General features: G+C 62.8%; 20 protein-coding genes. 18 read left to right on the forward strand and 2 right to left on the reverse strand.

Annotated elements, in window-relative coordinates:
• The first annotated feature begins 19 nt into the window (after positions 1-19).
• The 3 genes from MCUHO_RS09720 to cgi121 all read left to right on the forward strand — a co-directional run bounded on the left by MCUHO_RS09720 (position 20) and on the right by cgi121 (position 3305).
• Positions 20-562 (forward strand): KH domain-containing protein, encoded by a 543-nt coding sequence (locus tag MCUHO_RS09720; RefSeq protein WP_067077602.1) that lies wholly within the window; start codon positions 20-22, stop codon positions 560-562.
• Positions 563-638: 76 nt separating this feature from the next.
• Positions 639-2777, forward strand: a complete 2139-nt coding sequence (locus tag MCUHO_RS09725) for an ATP-dependent DNA helicase (protein ID WP_067077605.1) — start codon at positions 639-641, stop codon at positions 2775-2777.
• Positions 2778-2783: 6 nt separating this feature from the next.
• Complete coding sequence (cgi121, locus tag MCUHO_RS09730) at positions 2784-3305, forward strand: KEOPS complex subunit Cgi121 (protein ID WP_235808238.1); 522 nt, start codon at positions 2784-2786, stop codon at positions 3303-3305.
• Here the strand turns inward: cgi121 and MCUHO_RS09735 are convergent.
• The gene (locus MCUHO_RS09735) at positions 3296-3793 is read right to left on the reverse strand and encodes a MogA/MoaB family molybdenum cofactor biosynthesis protein (RefSeq protein WP_067077611.1); all 498 of its coding nucleotides are present in this window, start codon (positions 3791-3793) and stop codon (positions 3296-3298) included. The two genes, cgi121 and MCUHO_RS09735, sit on opposite strands and share 10 nt — an antisense overlap.
• Before the next feature lie 95 nt (positions 3794-3888).
• Between MCUHO_RS09735 and MCUHO_RS12660 the strand changes: the two genes are divergently transcribed.
• The 10 genes from MCUHO_RS12660 to pdxT all read left to right on the forward strand — a co-directional run bounded on the left by MCUHO_RS12660 (position 3889) and on the right by pdxT (position 12723).
• On the forward strand, positions 3889-4089 hold the full coding sequence (locus MCUHO_RS12660; RefSeq protein ID WP_153020032.1) for a hypothetical protein: 201 nt from the start codon (positions 3889-3891) through the stop codon (positions 4087-4089).
• 965 nt (positions 4090-5054) lie between these two features.
• Positions 5055-6338 carry an ORC1-type DNA replication protein gene (locus MCUHO_RS09740; protein WP_067077614.1) on the forward strand — a complete coding sequence of 428 codons (1284 nt, stop codon included), beginning with the start codon at positions 5055-5057 and terminating at the stop codon, positions 6336-6338.
• Between the two features lie 4 nt (positions 6339-6342).
• Positions 6343-6834: an Lrp/AsnC family transcriptional regulator gene (locus MCUHO_RS09745; protein WP_067077617.1), complete on the forward strand. Its 492-nt coding sequence runs from the start codon at positions 6343-6345 to the stop codon at positions 6832-6834.
• 10 nt (positions 6835-6844) lie between these two features.
• On the forward strand, positions 6845-8005 hold the full coding sequence (locus tag MCUHO_RS09750; RefSeq protein WP_067077620.1) for an aminotransferase class I/II-fold pyridoxal phosphate-dependent enzyme: 1161 nt from the start codon (positions 6845-6847) through the stop codon (positions 8003-8005).
• A 623-nt stretch (positions 8006-8628) separates the two neighbouring features.
• The gene (locus MCUHO_RS09755; protein WP_201786425.1) at positions 8629-9639 is read left to right on the forward strand and encodes an adenylosuccinate synthetase; all 1011 of its coding nucleotides are present in this window, start codon (positions 8629-8631) and stop codon (positions 9637-9639) included.
• A complete protein-coding gene (locus tag MCUHO_RS09760) occupies positions 9636-9821 on the forward strand; it encodes a methytransferase partner Trm112 (protein ID WP_067077625.1) in 186 nt (61 codons plus the stop codon). The genes MCUHO_RS09755 and MCUHO_RS09760 overlap by 4 nt, the downstream gene beginning before the upstream one ends.
• A gap of 8 nt (positions 9822-9829) precedes the next feature.
• Positions 9830-10354: a DUF7524 family protein gene (locus MCUHO_RS09765; protein WP_067078834.1), complete on the forward strand. Its 525-nt coding sequence runs from the start codon at positions 9830-9832 to the stop codon at positions 10352-10354.
• The gene (gene cbiB, locus MCUHO_RS09770) at positions 10333-11253 is read left to right on the forward strand and encodes an adenosylcobinamide-phosphate synthase CbiB (protein ID WP_067077628.1); all 921 of its coding nucleotides are present in this window, start codon (positions 10333-10335) and stop codon (positions 11251-11253) included. Before MCUHO_RS09765 ends, cbiB begins: the two co-directional genes overlap by 22 nt.
• A gap of 5 nt (positions 11254-11258) precedes the next feature.
• Complete coding sequence (gene pdxS, locus MCUHO_RS09775; RefSeq protein WP_067077631.1) at positions 11259-12155, forward strand: pyridoxal 5'-phosphate synthase lyase subunit PdxS; 897 nt, start codon at positions 11259-11261, stop codon at positions 12153-12155.
• Positions 12145-12723, forward strand: coding sequence for a pyridoxal 5'-phosphate synthase glutaminase subunit PdxT (pdxT, locus tag MCUHO_RS09780; protein ID WP_067077634.1), 579 nt, complete (start codon positions 12145-12147; stop codon positions 12721-12723). Before pdxS ends, pdxT begins: the two co-directional genes overlap by 11 nt.
• 21 nt (positions 12724-12744) lie before the next feature.
• On the opposite strand, the gene MCUHO_RS09785 is transcribed toward pdxT, so the two are convergent.
• Positions 12745-13128 carry an ArsR/SmtB family transcription factor gene (locus MCUHO_RS09785; RefSeq protein WP_067077637.1) on the reverse strand — a complete coding sequence of 128 codons (384 nt, stop codon included), beginning with the start codon at positions 13126-13128 and terminating at the stop codon, positions 12745-12747.
• Between the two features lie 422 nt (positions 13129-13550).
• On the opposite strand from MCUHO_RS09785, the gene MCUHO_RS12805 reads away from it, so the two are divergent.
• From MCUHO_RS12805 to MCUHO_RS09805, 5 genes are all read left to right on the forward strand, one after another.
• On the forward strand, positions 13551-13700 hold the full coding sequence (locus tag MCUHO_RS12805; protein ID WP_162492839.1) for a hypothetical protein: 150 nt from the start codon (positions 13551-13553) through the stop codon (positions 13698-13700).
• A 98-nt stretch (positions 13701-13798) separates the two neighbouring features.
• On the forward strand, positions 13799-14704 hold the full coding sequence (locus tag MCUHO_RS09790; RefSeq protein WP_067077640.1) for a permease: 906 nt from the start codon (positions 13799-13801) through the stop codon (positions 14702-14704).
• Between the two features lie 57 nt (positions 14705-14761).
• Positions 14762-15841 carry a permease gene (locus tag MCUHO_RS09795; protein WP_011842872.1) on the forward strand — a complete coding sequence of 360 codons (1080 nt, stop codon included), beginning with the start codon at positions 14762-14764 and terminating at the stop codon, positions 15839-15841.
• A gap of 10 nt (positions 15842-15851) precedes the next feature.
• Positions 15852-16121, forward strand: coding sequence for a hypothetical protein (locus MCUHO_RS09800; RefSeq protein ID WP_011842873.1), 270 nt, complete (start codon positions 15852-15854; stop codon positions 16119-16121).
• A complete protein-coding gene (locus MCUHO_RS09805) occupies positions 16118-16351 on the forward strand; it encodes a thioredoxin family protein (protein ID WP_011842874.1) in 234 nt (77 codons plus the stop codon). The genes MCUHO_RS09800 and MCUHO_RS09805 overlap by 4 nt, the downstream gene beginning before the upstream one ends.
• Positions 16352-16355 lie beyond the last annotated feature (4 nt).

The raw sequence follows: 16355 nt of genomic DNA on the forward strand, positions 1-16355 counted from the left end.
CGGAAGGAGGGATGCAACCATGACCATACAGGAGATGAAAGTTTCAACAGCGAGGATCGGTGTACTCATCGGGAAGAGCGGGTCCACGAAGCGCGAGATCGAGGAGAAGACCGGGATAACCCTCCGGATCGACAGCGAGGAAGGGCTTGTGACGCTCGAAGGAGAGGACCCCGTCGGCGTCATGACGGCGACAAACGTCGTCTCCGCGATCAACCGGGGGTTCTCGCCGGAGCGTGCGCTCCGGCTCCTCGACGACGAGGACATGATGCTCGACATCCTCGATCTCGCCGACCTCTCGGGGACGACCCGGCAGCTCGAACGGCTCCGGGGGCGGATCATCGGGAAGGCGGGCACCTCCCGCGCCCAGATCGAGGATATGACCACCACGGAGATCTCGGTCCAGGGCAAGACCGTCGCGATCATCGGTCTCCCCGACCAGGTCGAGACCGCGAGGAAGGCGGTGGAGATGCTGATCCAGGGCGTGCCGCACGAGCATGTCTACGGATTCCTCGACCGGAAGAAGAAGGAAGCCAAGCAGGCGATGCTGGAGTACTACTCGTGATGCGGCAGGGCCGGACCGACCCTGCCCATGACGATACGGAAGATATGCGGTTTGCAGTGGAAATGAAGGGGTACACATGGAGATAGCCGGCCTCCCCGTCCCGCCGGATCTTGCCCGGCGCTACATCGACGGCGGGATCACGGAACTCTACCCGCCGCAGGCCGCCTGCGTCGAAGCGGGCCTTTTTTCGGGAAAGAACCTTCTCGTCGCCATCCCCACGGCGAGCGGCAAGACCCTGGTCGCCGAGATGGCGATGCATCACCAGGTGGGGAAGGGCGGTAAGTGCCTCTACATCGTTCCTTTGCGGGCGCTCGCGAGCGAGAAGTTCGAGGAGTTCTCCGGAAAGGGTCTCCGCGTCGGGATCGCCACCGGCGACTTCGATCGAAGGGACGAGTATCTGGGAAGAAACGACATCATCGTCGCGACGAGCGAGAAGGTGGACTCACTCCTGCGGAACCGGACGCCGTGGCTCTCGGAGATCAGCCTGCTCGTCGTCGACGAGGTTCACCTGATCGACGATCCGTCGAGGGGAGCGACGGTCGAGATGGTGATTGCGAAACTCCGGCACAAGAACCCCGAGATGCAGATCATCGCTCTCTCGGCGACCATCGGCAACCCCGCCGACCTCGCCGGATGGCTGGACGCCGAACTCGTCGAGAGCGAGTGGCGCCCGGTCGACCTCCGCGAGGGGGTCTTCTTCGAGGACGGCATCCGGTTTGCCGACAGCACCCGGGAGGTCGAGCGAAAGAGCAAGTACGAGGACCTGGATCTCGTCCTCGATACGGTCGCGGAGGGCGGCCAGTGCCTGGTCTTCGTCAGTTCCCGCAAAAACGCCGAGGCGTTCGCGAAACGCGCGGCATCCGGCCTGAAACTTGCAAACCCCGCTCTCGCCGGCTACGCCGATAGGATACGGTCGAGCGCCTCGACCGATATGGGGAAGATCCTCGCCGCCTGCGTCGCGCAGGGGGCGGCATTCCACCACGCGGGGCTCTCGCGGGAGGAGCGCCAGATCGTCGAAGCCGGATTCCGTGAGGGGCAGATCAAGGCCATCTCCTCTACCCCGACGCTTGCCGCCGGCCTGAACCTCCCCGCCAGGCGGGTGATCGTCCGCGACTACCTCCGGTTCAACGCCGGGGAGGGGATGGTGCCGATCCCGGTCCGGGAGTACCGGCAGATGGCCGGGCGAGCCGGGCGACCGCGGCTCGACCCCTACGGCGAGGCCGTCCTGATCGCGAAGTCCGAGGAGATGGTCGACGAGCTCTTCGACTACTACATCGAGGCGGCGGCAGAAGATGTCCGGAGCCGGTGCGCGGACGAGGCAGTCCTCTGCACCCATATCCTCTCGCTCATCGCGACCGGCTTCGCCCGCGAGACGGGCGAGGTGCTCGGGTTCATGGACGGGACGTTCTACGCCCACCAGGGCGAGAGCCCGCGTGCGCTGAAACGGGCGGTCGACCGGGTGCTCGAGTTCCTGCGGGAGAGCGAGATGATCACCGAGGTGGGGGAGTGGCTCGAGACGACCGAGTACGGGTCGCTCGTCTCCCGGCTCTACATCGATCCCCGGAGCGCCGAGGTGATCGTGAACGCACTGACGCGCCAGAAGGACTACACCGATATCGGCTTCCTCCACCTCCTCTGCGCGACGCCGGATATGCCGACGCTCTTTGTGCGCAAAAACGATATGTATGCCCTCGACCGATTCCTCGCCGACCACCGGGACGAACTCTGGATGGAGATCCCCTGGGACGCGGGCGAGGAGTTCGACCGCAGCCTCAAGACGGCGCTCCTCCTTGCCGACTGGGCGGACGAGGTGGGCGAAGACGTGATCTGCGAGCGCTACAGTGTCGGGCCGGGCGACGTCTACGGGATGGTGGAGAGCGTGGCCTGGCTGGTTCACGCGAGCCGGCACCTCGCCGGACTCTTTGCCCCGCACCTCAAGGCCCCGATCGAGGAGATGGAACTCCGGACGAAGCACGGTATCAAGAAGGAACTCCTGCCGCTCATCAGGATCCGCGGGATCGGCCGGGTCAGAGCCCGCCGGCTCTTCAACAACGGTATCGACTCGATCGAGGCGCTCCGGGAGGCAGGATCCGAGAAGGTCGGCAAGATCCTCGGGCAGGGAATCGCCACCCAGATCTTCGAGCAGCTCGATGGTGTCCGGGACGAGATCGGGGGTGCCGCCGAGGAGCAGTCGACCCTCTTCCGGTTCGGGTGAATGAATATGACAGAGATACCCTGCGATATCTACCGGGCGGCTTTCACGGTCGATGACAACGCCGCTTTCCTCACAGAGATCCGAACGATCGCCGACGAGTTTGAGACCCACATCATCCTCTTCGACGCCGACCGCCTGACCGGACGGGATCACGTCGAGGCGGCGCTCCGGCACGCCCGGAGGTCCTGGGCCGGCGGTGAAGCGATCGCGAACTCACTTGAGATGGAGGCCCTCCTCTACGCTGCGGGAACCCGGCAGTGCCAGGTGGCCTCGTCGTTCGGGATTCACCCGGGCGAGAACCGGTCGTTTGTCGCCGTCTGCCCGCCGGCGCCCGGCGTCCGGGACCAGCTGGCGGGTCTCGTGAGGATCGTCAGCGATGAAGAGGATGGGGAAGAGATCGATCCCGCAAAAAGGGCGCGTCTTGCCGACCTCTTCTCGATCACCCCCGAGGAGGTTGCCGTGGTCGGCGAGGAGCGGTTCCGCGAACTCGTCCTCGAGCGGGTGGCGCTCCTCGACGTCTACCGCTGACCGGCCCCGGCGTGGCTGAGGATGTGCCGGATCTCGGGGATGATGATCTCTTTTGCGGCCAGGGTGACCGCCTTCGTCGAGCCCGGGATACAGAAGACCGCCCGGCCGCCGACGACCCCGGCGATCGCCCGCGAGAGGATCGCGGACGTCCCGATCTCGTCGTAGCTCTTCAGCCGAAAGAGTTCCCCGAACCCGTCGATCGTCTTTTCAAGGAGCGGTGCGACTGCTTCGATGGTCACGTCGTCGGCAGTGAGCCCGGTGCCCCCGGTAACGATGACGCAGTTTGCACGCGAAAGCGCTGTGCGAACCTCGGAGCGGATCCGCTCCTGGTCGTCGGGGATGACGCCATAATGGGTCACCTCGATCTCCGCGGCCGAGAGGAGGTCGATGAGCGTCTTTCCGCTGGTGTCGGTCTCGGGTTTCCGAGTCGAGGAGACGGTGATGACGGCACCGGTTACGGTGAGCGGTTTAAGATGACTGCTGTCCATAGGATCTTCCAGTACCCCTGTACCATGTATTTTACTTCATTCTATCTCCTGTTTTCAAGAGTTCGATCCCCGACCCCTTTGTTTCCCATGGAGAAATGAAGGGCGCTGCAGGCCAGGAGACGGAGAGGACAGAGAGGATGGGAGCTGGAATACAGGATTTCCGAAGAGGATCAGAACCGGAACACAGGATTTCCAGAGAGGAAATCCGTTTATCAGGAAGATTCGATGAGATCGCTCTCAGAGGACAGGTGGGCAGGATGGATCGAGGTGAACCGGATCAGGGCGAAACCAGGTGAGTCGGATCAGAGCGAAACCGGGTGAATCGGGTCAGGATGGAACGTACCAGGACAGGATTCGAGAGAGATGAAGATGAGATAAGTCGGATCAGGGCGAAACCAGGCGAATCAGGGCAGATGAAACGTAATTGGACGGGAGTTGAGAGAGATGAAGGTGAGATGAGCCGGATCAGGGCGAAACCGGGTGAATCAGGTCAGATGAAACGTACCAGGACGGGATTCGAGAGAGATGAAACGTACCAGGACGGGATTCGAGAGAGATGAAACGTACCAGGACGGGATTCGAGAGAGATGAAACGTACCAGGACGGATCTGGAGGGAGAAGAACCGGGATGGGACGAGGGGAAGCTGGGATGGATGAGGTGAGGTGACATGGATTGGAACAGTGATCGGGCAGAAATATGACTGGATCTCTGGCCAGCTGACCCGTTCCAGGGCTTCTGTTCTCATGTTCCAGAACTTTCTCTTCTCGTTATGCTCCTACTACGTATTTTCCATTAAACTGCTTATTACCGGTTATTTCAAAAATAATTGTTTCTTGACCCTTATTTCCGGTTTTTCCCTGCTTTTAGCCTTTTATTTCCCGTTTAATCCCTTAAAATCAGCTTTTAATCCGTTTTATCCCTTTTTCCCTGTTTTTTGTTTCTTTGTTACTATACGATATATCTTTATATCTTAAGTTTCAGAGGTACACATGACTATCGTCATCAGTTTTTGAGTGAGCGATACACCCGGTGTATCGTCATCAGGTTCCACTCGAAACAAAGGGGTCGGGGTGATCCCCATCAACTCCCCCGATCCCTCTCCCCTGGACTTCCCTCAACCTGACCGGTTCATCGGGATCTCCCGGCGATACAGCCTCCGGAGTTCCACTGGAAACGAAGGGGTTATCTGTCCCTAAAACGATCATATTAAGAGACCTCGACGCGAAAATTTCGTGTCCTGCCTCCCTCCCCGGTGACATCATGTCGGACGATAAAACGAGCCCAATGGGATTATTTAAAAAATACCTGACCAATAGACGTATATTCAAGAATAGGGAAGTCCTCCGGCACAACTATCGTCCCCAGATCCTTCCTCACCGGAAGCCCCAGATCGACGAACTTGCCTCTATTCTCGCACCCGCTCTCACAAACGAGACTCCCTCAAACATCCTCATCTACGGCAAGACGGGAACCGGGAAGACGGCGTCTGTCCGGTACGTGGGAACGGAACTCGAGAACGCAAGCGCCCTCGCCGGGACGAAGTGCACGATCGTTCACCTCAACTGCGAAGTGATCGACACCCAGTACCGGGTTCTCGCCCAGATCGCGAACGGTCTCGACAACGCCGACGAGCACCCGAGCGACAGCACGAGGAACCACATCCCCATGACCGGGTGGCCGACCGATCAGGTCTACATGGAGCTCAAGAACCAGCTCGAGAGCAACGGCGGGGTCATGGTCATCATCCTCGACGAGATCGACAAACTCGTGAAGAAGAGCGGCGACGACACCCTCTACAACCTCACCCGGATCAACTCCGACCTCAAGTTCGCAAAGGTGAGCATCATCGGGATCTCGAACGATCTCCGGTTCACCGACTTCCTGGATCCCCGTGTCCTCTCTTCGCTCTCTGAAGAGGAGATCGTCTTCCCCCCTTATAACGCCCCGCAGCTCTGCGACATCCTCCAGCAGAGAGCAGAGATGGCGTTCGTCGACGGCGCGCTCGACGAGACGGTCATCCCGCTCTGTGCGGCGCTCGCGGCCCAGGAGCACGGCGACGCACGGCGGGCGCTCGACCTGTTCCGGGTATCGGGCGAACTCGCGGACCGCGAGAACGCCGCGGGTGTGACCGAGAAGCACGTCCGGATGGCTCAGGAGAAGATCGAGACCGACAGCATGGTCGAGTGCATCTCCACCCTCCCGACCCAGAGCAAGGCGGTCCTCTACGCGATGCTGATTCTCGAGCAGATGGGCAAGAGGATCTTCACGAGCGGCGAGGTCACGGTGGTCTACCGCGAGATCGCCCGGATCATCGACCTCGACGTCCTGACGCACCGCCGGATCACCGACCTCATCTCCGAACTCAACATGCTCGGCGTCATCAACACCCGGGTCATCTCGCGGGGCCGCTACGGCCGGACGAAGGAGATGTGGTTCGACGCAACGACGAGCAAGATCGAGGAGGTCGTCACGCGCGATCCGAGGCTCGACGACGCGAGGCTCAAGAAACTCGACATCAACCGACTGAGAGCAATGTTCAGGTGAAGTTATGGACGAAAAGGATCGTATCCTCCTCCATCTCCTGGAGGAGAACTGCCGCACCCCGACAGAAGAACTTGCGGTGCTGGCCGAGATGAGCGAAGAGGACGTAAGAGACCGAATCGGCCGGCTGGAAACTTCAGGCGCCATCCGTCGCTACGGGGCGGTCGTCGACTGGGAGGGGGCCGGCGACGGAAACGTCGTCGCGGTGCTCGAACTCAAAGTCTCGCCCGAGCGGGACTTCGGCTACGACCGGATCGCCGAGCGGATCACCCGGTTCCCGCAGGTCCGGTCGCTCCGCCTGATGACCGGCGCGTACGACCTTCAGCTCCTGGTCACCGGGCCGAGCATGCACGAGATCGCGCGGTTCGTCTCCGAACAGATCGCCCCGATGGACAGGATCCGGGAGACGGCGACGCACATCATCATGAAGACCTACAAGGAGAACGGCACCACCTTCGCCGAGCGCGAAGAGGTCGAGCGGCTCCCCTACTCGTTCTGAGGTGAGACGTTTGAGGGATTTCGTCTCGAAACGGGCCCGCGCCATACCACCCTCGGGTATCCGGAAGTTCTTCGATCTCGCCCAGACGATGGAAGATGTCATATCCCTGGGCGTCGGGGAACCGGACTTCGTGACTCCCTGGTGCGTCTGCGAGGCGTCCATCTACTCCATCGAGCAGGGATCGACCGCCTACACCTCGAACAAGGGGACGCCGCAGCTCCGGGACGCCATCAGCCGCTACCTCGATACCCGGTTCTCCACCCGGTACGATCCCGAGGCGGAGATCATCGTCACCTGCGGCGTCTCGGAGGCGGCTGATATCGCCATCCGGGCCGTCGCCGACCCCGGTGACGATATCCTGGTCGCCGAACCCTGCTACGTCTCCTACAGCCCCTGTGTCTCCCTTGCCGGAGGAACCCCGGTGCCCGTCCTCTGCCGGGCGGAGGACGAGTTCCGGCTGACGGGCGACGCGCTTGCGGAGAGCATCACCCCGCGGACGAAGGCGCTGATTGCAAACTTCCCGAACAACCCCACCGGCGGGGTGATGGAGGAGGCGGACTGGCACGCGATCGCCGATCTCCTCGTCGACCATGACCTCCTCCTCATCAGCGACGAGGTCTACGCCGAGCTCACCTACGACGGCGACCACTTCTCCCCGGCAAGGATCCCGGAACTTCGCGACCGGACGATCACCTTGAACGGGTTCTCGAAGGCCTTTGCCATGACCGGGTGGCGGATCGGCTACCTCTGCGCCCCGCCCGAGATCACCGCGGCGGCGTTGAAGATTCACCAGTACGTCGCGCTCTGCGCTCCCGTCATGGGGCAGATCGCGGCATACGAGGCACTCCGAAACGGGGAGGCCGAGAAGGATGCGATGGTCAGGGAGTACCGTCTCCGGCGCAACCTCTTCGTCGACGGGCTGAACAAGCTCGGTCTTGCCTGCCACGTCCCGAAGGGTGCGTTCTATGCCTTCCCGTCGGTGGAGAGCACCGGGATGACCGATGTCGAGTTCGCGGAGGGGCTCCTCCGGGAGCAGCACGTCGCGGTGGTTCCGGGGAGCGCTCTCGGCCCCTCCGGCGCCGGGCACGTGCGGTGCGCCTACGCCGTCTCGCGCGACGATCTCAAGGAGGCGCTCTCCCGGATGGGAGCCTTCCTGGAATCGTTAAAATAAAAATACCTCCATAAATATCTTCAAACGGAAATCGAAACTCTTTTATGAGAGATCCCTGCCCGGGCAACCGATAGTTTGGTGTCCGACAGAGGAATGACGGGTGGAGAACCCCATTACTTCCACTGGAGATGTGGATTTATTCGGGGATTTTGGCCGGTCGGGATCGCGTCGCGCCTGTATCGGTCATACATACTCTATCCTCAAAACCCTGACCGGATCTTCGGGTTCACACCCGTGCTCCGGTGGAACGATCTGGCTACAGATCGGCATCCCGCTCCGGAGGAAAAACCCGGTGTGTCAGCCGGTAATGCTTCTAGGACGGAAATTCCACTGGAAACAAAGGGGTCAAGATCCCGACGGTGATCGTACCGGGGGTGACCCGCAGGAGTCCGGGTTGATCTACACCTTCCGCTGTCGCCGGAAATAGGAGGATAGGCGAATATCGGGGTGCGGCGCCCTGCCCGGCGGGGATGTCTCCTGCGCCTCTTCCCGGGCGCGGAACGGTGGAGCGGGGGATGCAGGTGTTGCTGAAACCCGGTTGCCTTTATACGGGGTGGCCGTTCTCCCGGTATCACATTGTAACGTTTATCAGGATGTATCGCTCCATCCTACTTGATAGAACAATGAGTTGTACTATTATCGTCGGCGGGTTCTTTGGTGACGAGGGAAAAGGAAAGATCGTGGCCCATATCGCTCACCAGGACAGACCATCCATCATCTCCCGGGGCGGCGTCGGCCCGAACGCTGGGCATACCGTCCTCATTGGAGAGAAGGAATACGGGGTTCGGATGGTTCCCTCAGGGTTCGTCTACCCGGAAGCGCGCCTCATGATCGGGAGCGGCGTGCTCGTCGATCCTCGTGTCTTTCTGCGGGAAGTCGACCTGGTCGGCGTCCGGGACAGGATCTTTGTTGATGGACGGTGCGGTGTCATCGAAGAGGATCACATCGCGCGGGACAAGGGAAGCGATCACCTCAGCAAGAAGATCGGGAGCACCGGAACCGGGTGCGGCCCGGCAAACGCGGATCGTGTTCTCCGGACGTCGCGGCAGGCGAAGGACGTCCCGGAGCTCGCGGGTTTCATCACCGACGTGGCCGAGGACGTCAACTCTGCTCTCGATAACGACGAGGTGGTTCTCCTCGAAGGAACCCAGGGTTTCGGGATCTCGCTCTACTTCGGAACCTACCCGTTCGTGACGAGCAAGGATACCTCCGCCTCGCAGATCGCCGCCGACAACGGCGTCGGTCCGACCAGGGTCGACGACGTCATCGTCGTCTTCAAGGCCTACCCGACCCGGGTCGGCGAAGGCCCCTTCTCCACCGAGATGTCGTCGGCGCGGTCGCACGAGCTCGGGATCGAGGAGTTCGGCACCGTCACCCATCGCCAGCGCCGCATCGGCACCTGGGACGGGAAGATGGCGCGCTACTCGGCGATGATCAACGGCTGCACCCAGGCGGCGATCACCGGTATCGACCGGATCGACCCGGCCTGTTTCGGCGCGACGGAGTACGATCAGCTGACGAAGGCGGCACGGGACTTCATCGCGCAGGCCGAAAAAGACATCGGCAAACCCGTCACCCTGATCTCGACGGGTCCCGAGATGTCCCAGATCATCGATCTTCGGAGCGAACTATGAGAAAGAACCTGATGGAGATACTCTGCTGTCCGGTCTGCAAGGGGGAACTCGAACTGACCGTGACCGAAGAGAGCGGTGAGGAGGTGCTGGAGGGGACTCTCCGGTGCGCGGCGTGCAGCGTCGACTACCCCATCAGCGAGGGCATCCCGAACCTCCTCCCGGAGACCGCCTGCGAGGACTGATTGTGCCGATGACGGAGATCCAGCTCAACCGCCGGGGGATCAACTCCATCGAGGTTCCTGCCGAGGTAGAGGCAACGCCGGGGAGCGACCTCGTTCTCCGGATCGTCAACCACGGATCGCCGTTGCATATCACCCTCGCCTCCTCGAACTCCTCAGCCTTCACCAGCTTCTTCCATGAGAACCTCTACGTGAACGGGCCCGAGGAGTTCGCCATCCCCATCCGGGGTAACGTCTACCCCGGCACCTTCAATATCGAGGTCATCGCCGGATACGGCGCTAGAAAGGCGGAGTTCCGGGTCGTCGTCAGGGAGCGGGCGGCACCGGAGCCCGAACCCGTCGAGATTCCGGCAACTCCCGCCGTTCCGGCGAGATCGCTACGGTGGCGGTCGTCCGCCCCGACTCTTCTCCTCACCGCCGCCGCCCTGGTGCTCTACGGTCTGTGGCTGGTCTACCGGGTGGATCTCTTGAACGCCGCGTCGTTCGCGGCGCTCCTCCTCGGGGTCATCCTCGCATGGCTGCGGCAGCGGTCGTAGTCGCCGCGTCGCTGCTGGTGGATCGGCTGATCGGCGACCCGCACTCACGCTACCACCCGGTGGCGCTCCTCGGCCGGTTCATCGGGTGGTGGGGGGTTCCGGCCCGCTACCCGGCCCGCATCCAGCGGGTTGCCGGGGTTGCGGGAGCCGTCCTGACCGTCGCGCTCTTTGCCGCACCCTTCGCGCTCGTCGAGCTCGCCGCACCCTGGTATCTCTACCTCCTCCTCGCGCCCCTCCTCTTGAAGGCCTGTCTTGCCTGGCGGGCGCTCGAGGAGCATGCCGCGGCCGTGGTTCAGGCGCTCGGGGAGGGGGGAGTCGATGCGGGGCGCGCCCGGGTCGGGATGATGGTGAGCCGGGATACGGCGCGCCTCGATCCCGAGCACGTCCTCTCGGCCGCGTACGAATCGATGACCGAGAACCTGGTGGACAGCATCGTCTCTCCGCTCTTCTACTTCGGGCTCTTCGGGCTCGCCGGGGCTGCAGCCTTCCGGGCGGTCAATACCCTGGACGCCATGCTCGGCTACCGCGACGAGCGAGCCCGGATCGGATGGTTCTCGGCCCGCGCAGACGATGTTGCAAACTTCATCCCGGCGCGGCTGACCGGCCTCATCCTTCTCGCCTACTTCGCAGCGAAGGGCCGGTTCGCCCCGGCCTGGACGGCGCTCCGGCGCGATGCGAAGAAACGCCCCGGATTCAACGGGGGGATCCCGATGGCCGTCATCGCCGGCGGCGTCGGTATCCGGCTCGAGAAGCCCGGTGCCTACACCCTCGGGGACGCGGAACGGACGCTCGCGGAAGGGGGCGCCGGGATCGTCTCTGCGGTTCGGGCGGCGACGATCATCTTTGTGATCTTCGAGATCGCCGCACTATTTTTATTGGGGTCAGTGAGCTATACATAAGAGTAATGAAACTCGAGGAACTGAGATTTGGCACCGAGCTGATCAAGCGCGGCTTTGCGTCGATGCAGAAGGGCGGCGTCATCATGGACGTCGTCAACGCAGAGCAGGCCGAGCTCGCCGAAGAGGCCGGTGCCGTCGCCGTCATGGCGCTTGAGAGAGTCCCTGCCGATATCAGAGCGGCCGGTGGCGTGGCCCGCATGGCCGACCCGCAGAAGATCGTCGAGATCATCGATGCGGTATCCATCCCGGTGATGGGGAAGGCCAGGATCGGCCACTTCGTCGAGGCGCAGATCCTGGAAGCTCTCGGCGTGGACATGGTCGATGAGAGCGAGGTGCTGACCCCGGCCGACGAGCAGTTCCACATCGATAAGACCGGGTTTGGCGTCCCGTTCGTCTGCGGCGCCCGGAACCTCGGGGAGGCGCTGCGCCGTATCAACGAGGGAGCGGCGATGATCCGGACGAAGGGCGAGGCCGGAACCGGCAACGTCGTGGAGGCCGTCCGCCATATGCGGGCGATCATGGGCGGGATCCGGGCTCTCTCCGGCCTCTCCAGTCAGGAACTCGTCGACTGCGCCCGCGATATCGAGGCGCCCGTGGATCTGGTCATCGAGTGCGCACAGCGCGGCCGCCTCCCCGTGGTGAACTTCTCCGCGGGCGGGATCGCGACGCCCGCCGACGCGGCGCTGATGATGCAGCTCGGCGCCGATGGGGTCTTCGTCGGGTCGGGCATCTTCAAGTCCACGAACCCCGAGGCGACCGCCCGGGCGATCGTGGAGGCGGTCAACCACTACGACGACGCAAAGGTCATCGCCGAAGTGAGCAAGGGTCTTGGAGAGGCGATGAAGGGCCTCGACGTCCATCTCCTCCGCGAAGACGAGGTGTTGCAGAACCGTGGGCGTTAAGGTCGGTGTTCTCGCGCTCCAGGGCGACGTCGCCGAGCATATCGCGGCGTTCCGGGAGGCTCTCGCGGAGAGGCCGGGCTCATCGGTCACGGCGGTCAGAAGGGCCGCGGATCTCGCGGGGCTCGATGCGCTCGCGATACCGGGCGGGGAGTCCACCACCATCTCCCGGTTGATCGAGAAGAACGGGCTCTATGAGCCGCTCGTGGGGTTCGAGGGCGGGATATTCGCCACCTGCGCGGGGATGGTTCTCATCTCGGATCAGGTGGACGATCCCAGGATCCGGACGCTCTCCCTCATCCCGATGCACGTGGCGAGGAACGCCTTCGGGCGGCAGGTCGACTCCCGCGAGACGATGCTCGAGGTTGCCGGGCTTGCCGAACCTTTTCGCGCGGTCTTCATCCGGGCGCCGGTGGCGACGGATGCCGGGGATGGCGTCGAGGTGCTTGCCCGCATCCCGGAGGGGATTGTCGCCGTCAGGAGCGGCCGGCACATGGCGTTCGCCTTCCACCCGGAGCTCGGCGGGGATCTCCGCCTGCACCGGATATTTTTAGAGGGGCTCGGGGTATAGGCCCCGGCATCCACCTATCTTTCAACTTCCATCGTCATCCACGATCTGTTGCGCCCACGCTTCACCTTCGGTCGTCAGGCGGTAGATGATCCAGTTCCCCTGTGCCTCGCCGGTGATCAGGTTCGCTTTCTTCAGGACACCGAGGTGGTAGGAGAGTTTCGAGTCTGCAATGCCGAGCACCGCCTTGACGATGCAGACGCAGAGCGGCTGCACGGAGAGCATCATGAGAATCTTGAGACGAAGCGGATCACCGAGCGCGCGGTGGACGCCGCTCTCCCGCTCAAGCAACGCATCGTCCGGCAACTGATCTACGAGCCCTGCAATCCCGCCACACTGACAGAGCGACTCTTCGACTCCGGGAGGGAGGGGCAGGGATGTCTCCTGATACTCTTCGCCTCCTGCCATCCGACCATCACACCCTTCTTTTGAGATAATGGGGGACGAAAGTACCTATAACCTTTCGCTGCTACCGCGCGAGGTACGAACTAGCCATTCGACAGCTGAGGAGAAAAGAGCATGGACGTCATAACCGCCGATTTGCTCGTCTGTTCTCACGGTTCGGGGCCTGCTTCCGGTCGCCACCGGTACGGGCTCCCCGCCCCTGCCCGGTCGGAGAACCTCACTGACGCTGTTGTGAATCCCGCCCCCGTCAGCCGATCGCCGCCGGCGAGGAGAGTATCCGTGAGATCTATCCGGCGAGCCTGAAGGGGTTCTACTGCAAGCCCGCCGGTTGACCCCTCGGTTCAACTCTTTTTGAAACCAGAACATTTATCGGGTGGCGTCACTACACTATTTCAAATAATGTTGAAACGATGAGGCGTAACACCATGACGGACGACACCAGCAAAAATCGGAAGGAAGGCATCGCCGGACGGATCAAGAACCTTTTTGCACCGGAGAGCGACTGCGGCTGCGGCGGCGGCTGCTGCGGCAACGTGAAGATTGTGCCGAAGAAGACGGACGAGAAGAAGGAGTGACCGGACGCGCAGCATGGCAGGCGGATGGGTCGAGGAAGCCCGTGCCCCGACGGCGTACGAACCTCAGGAGAGGGAACGGGGCAGGTGAGTGAACGGCCATGGATGCCGCTTCGAACCTGATCACCGCCGGAGAGTTCTTCGTCGTCATTGCCGGGGAACTGATCCTGCTCTTTGTCGGGATCACCTTCCTGGTCGGGCTGCTGCAGGCCTACATCCCGGAAGAGCGGATCCGAAGCGTGCTTGCCGGGAGGCGGCAGGGTGTCGGGAATGTCCTTTCTGCCGGGTTCGGAGCGTTCACCCCGTTCTGCTCCTGCTCGACGATCCCGATCCTGCTCGGCCTCCTCGACATCGGGGTCCCGTTCGGCGTCTGCATGTCGTTCCTGCTCGCCTCCCCGCTCCTGAACCCGGTGATCCTCGCCCTTCTCGTGGCGCTGGTGGGAATCGTCCCGACCGCCATCTACGCCGCCCTTACCTTCACGGCCGCGGTCGTCATAGGCTGGCTCCTCGGACGGCTCGGCTACGCCCGCTACGTGAAAGACGTCATGGTCGAAAGCCGGCCGGAACCGTGCGGCTGCAACAGCAGCCACGGGACGCGGATTCGCGGTGCGTTCTCCTTCGCCGTCCGTCTCTTCCGGCAGGTCTTCCCCTACCTCATCCTCGGAGCGGGGATCGGGGCGTTCATCTACGGGTTCATCCCCGGAGACCTGATCGTCTCTCTCGCGGGGCCGGACAACCCCCTCGCCATCCCGGTCGCGGCGGTCATCGGCATCCCGATGTACATCCGGGCGGAGACGCTCATTCCCGTGAGCGCCGTCCTCCTCGAGAAGGGGATGGGCATCGGCGCCGTGATGGCACTGATCATCGGCGGTGCAGGAGCGAGCATCCCGGAGGTGACGCTGCTCGCCGCGATCTTCGAGCGGAGACTGGTCGCCGCGTTCGTCGCGGTCATCCTCGGCGTCGCCGTCCTCGCCGGCGCGGCCTTCCAGGTCCTCGCCGTCATCTGAGCTGCAGATTGAGGGAACGATAAGAGAACACCAGAGTACAACAAAAGGGAACAGACCATGATCGAGATACTCATCGGCGCTCTTGCGTCGGGGCTCGCGGCAGTGCTCGACTACCTCTCGGCGCACGTCCTCACCTGCCTGGTCCCGGCGTTCTTCATCGCCGGCGCCATCGCGGCTTTCGTCAAGAAGGATGCGATCCTGAAGTACTTCAGCCCGGACGCACCCAGGCACATCTCTTACGGGATCGCATCGGTCTCGGGGACGGTTCTTGCCGTCTGCAGCTGCACCATCCTCCCGATATTCGCCGGGATCCTCAAGAAAGGGAGCGGGATCGGTCCGGCAACGACGTTCCTCTTTGCCGGCCCCGCCATCAACATCCTCGCGATCATCTACACCGCATGGGTGCTCGGCTTCGACCTGGGTATTGCCCGGGCAGTCTCGGCGGTTCTGCTCGCCATCGTCATCGGGCTTGCCATGGCGCTGATCTTCCGGTCGACGGACGTCGAGACCCTGAAGCGGAAGGCGATGGCGCCGAGCGTCGCCGGGGCGTGCGAGGAGGAGAAGCCGCGCTGGGTCACGCCGGCGTTCTTCGCCCTCCTCGTCGGGGTGCTGGTCTTCGGGGCCTCGCCGCTCGACTGGACGCTCCGGCTCTCGATCGTCTACATCCTCACCCTCGCGATCGCCATCCTGCTCATCTACTACTTCGACCGGGACGAGGTGACCGACTGGGGGATGGAGACCTGGGATCTCACGAAGAAGATCTTTCCGATCCTGATCGCCGGGACCTTCCTCGTCGGGATCATCGCCTTCTTCCTCCCGCCCGAGACCTTCCAGCCCTACTTCGGGAACAACTCGCTCGGCGCGAACTTCCTTGCGGCCGTTGTCGGGATGATCCTCTACATGCCGACGCTGCTTGAAGTCCCGATCATCGGCACGACGTTCGGCTACACCAGCGGGCACATGGCCGCAGGGCCGGCGCTCGCCCTCCTGCTCGCGGGCCCGACGATCAGCCTCCCCTCCGTCCTCGTCATCTCCCGGATCGTCGGGGCGAAGAAGACGGCAGCCTACGTGGGGCTGGTGGTCGTCTTCGCGACCATCGCCGGGTTCCTGTACGGGAACGGGATGCTGCTTATCTAGGAGAGGACCCATGGAGACAGAGAAGCGAGAAAAACCCTGCTGCGCTGCCGAAGCCCTGCGCCGCGTCCGCCGGATCGAGGTCGGCGGGGTCGTCGTCGGGCTCGCGATGCTCGACGATATCCTGGCCGATACGGTTGCCCGTAACCTCTCCGGCGAGACCGCCATCGGCGACGAACTCATCAAACAGGTGAAGATCTACAACTACATCCCGAAGGGGGCCGAACCGCTCTACCGGGCGGCGCTCCTCTGTGAGTACCAGAACGAGGTGAAGAAACAATGAAGATTGAAGTGCTCGGAACCGGCTGCGCCAAGTGCAAGCGGCTTGCAAAGAACGTTGAAGCGGCAATCAAGGACCTCGGCATCGAGGCCGAACTCGTCAAGGTCGACGACATCACCGAGATCATGGACCGCGGCGTGATGCTGACCCCCGCCCTCGCCGTCGACGGCGAACTGAAGGTCTCCGGCCGGGTGGCGGACGTCAAAGAGATCAAGGAGATCCTGCAGGGGTGAGACC

It is taken from the genome of Methanoculleus horonobensis, assembly GCF_001602375.1.
GTDB lineage: Archaea > Halobacteriota > Methanomicrobia > Methanomicrobiales > Methanoculleaceae > Methanoculleus > Methanoculleus horonobensis.